This window comes from Endozoicomonas sp. SESOKO4 (genome assembly GCF_024606275.1).
In genome coordinates this window covers 1-1,362 of the sequence record NZ_JAHHPS010000533.1, presented here as the reverse complement: position 1 = coordinate 1,362, position 1,362 = coordinate 1, and the positions used below count along the sequence as shown (strand labels likewise).

The window sequence follows — 1,362 nt, the reverse complement described above, 5'->3', positions numbered from 1 at the left end:
GTACAAAACAGCATTGAACCTGCATTCTTCCATTTACCCGTAGAGATTCATTCCAAAATCATTCGCTGCCTGGATTTTCGAGGGGTTACCCGTTTAGCAAAGGTATGCAAATATCTTCACACTCTTGTAAAACAGGACAGGGCTGTGGAAAGCGCATGGTTTCGACGGTTCCCTGAACCACACCAATATCAACTCAAGACCCTCATTACGGCAAAAGATGATCAACAACTCTGTGATTGGTTGAAGCCGATTGTGAATAAGGAGGCTGTCGAGTCACTCGTAAAACAACGAAATAATGCTTACTTTCCCGCTCTGCTCCTTTTCACCAACAGTCAACGGATGTCTCAATGTGAACAGTTTGAGTTAGTGGAAAAAGCCAAAATGTCCCAGAGGTACTCGATCATGGACGCCAAATTCAGCCCCGATAGCCGCCATGTAATGACCGTTGCGGATAATGTAGCGAAAATCCATAGTCAGAAGGCCGGTGGATCATGGGAAGAGAAAAACACTATTTGCCATAAAAGATTCATCAAATCAGCCAACTTCAGTCCCGATAGCCGTCATCTGGTGACTGCCTCTCCTTATGGCAAAGCGAAAATCTGTGATCTGGGGGACGATGGATCATGGGAAGAAAAAATCACCATTTCTGATAACACTACGCTCCGGTCGGTCAATTTCACTTCTGATAGCCGCCATGTGGTGACCGCCAATTGTGGTGATGCGACGGTGAGAATCTATGGACTGGAGACCGGTGGACTATGGGAAGAAAAAACCACCATTCAGCATAATTTTCCGGTTGTGTTTGCCAGCTTAAACTCCGATGGTCATCATCTGTTGGTCGCCGATCGAAAGCACACTGCCGCCATTTACGTTCAGGACGACGATGGAACGTGGACAGTAAAAGACACCTTTACCCATGAAGATACTATCCATTGTGCCACCTTCAGCACCGATGGTCGCTACCTGGTAACAAGCAGTAGTGATGGTAAGGCAAAAATCCGTGGTCTGCAGACCGATGGATCATGGAAAAAAATAACCACCATTTCCCATGGTAAAACAAACGTATTCGCCGAATTCAGCAGCGATGGCCGCCATTTGTTGACCTTCAGTACAGATGGCACGGTGAAGATCTATGGCCATAAGGCACCTGGATCATGGGTAAAAGAAGCCATTATTTGGCACGATGGGGAACTCAACTCAGCCCGGTTCAGCGCCAGTGGCCGTCATGTGGCCGCCTGTATTGCTAACACGGCGTACATTTATAGCCATGAGGCCCCCGGATTATGGGTAAAAACAGCCACCATTGCCCACGAAGATGCGATCTGGTCAGCTACCTTCAGTCCTGATGAATGCCTTGTGGTG

1 protein-coding gene and 1 pseudogene are annotated in these 1,362 nt (G+C 47.6%); both read left to right on the top strand.

Features of this window, described 5'->3' with window-relative positions; genetic code table 11:
* Positions 1-12: 12 nt before the first annotated feature.
* Positions 13-126 (top strand): annotated as a pseudogene (locus KDK16_RS13605) (F-box protein); the annotation flags it as partial.
* Between the two features lie 18 nt (positions 127-144).
* A partial coding sequence (locus KDK16_RS10365; protein WP_257276003.1) for a hypothetical protein occupies positions 145-1,362 on the top strand: 1,218 nt, incomplete at its 3' end.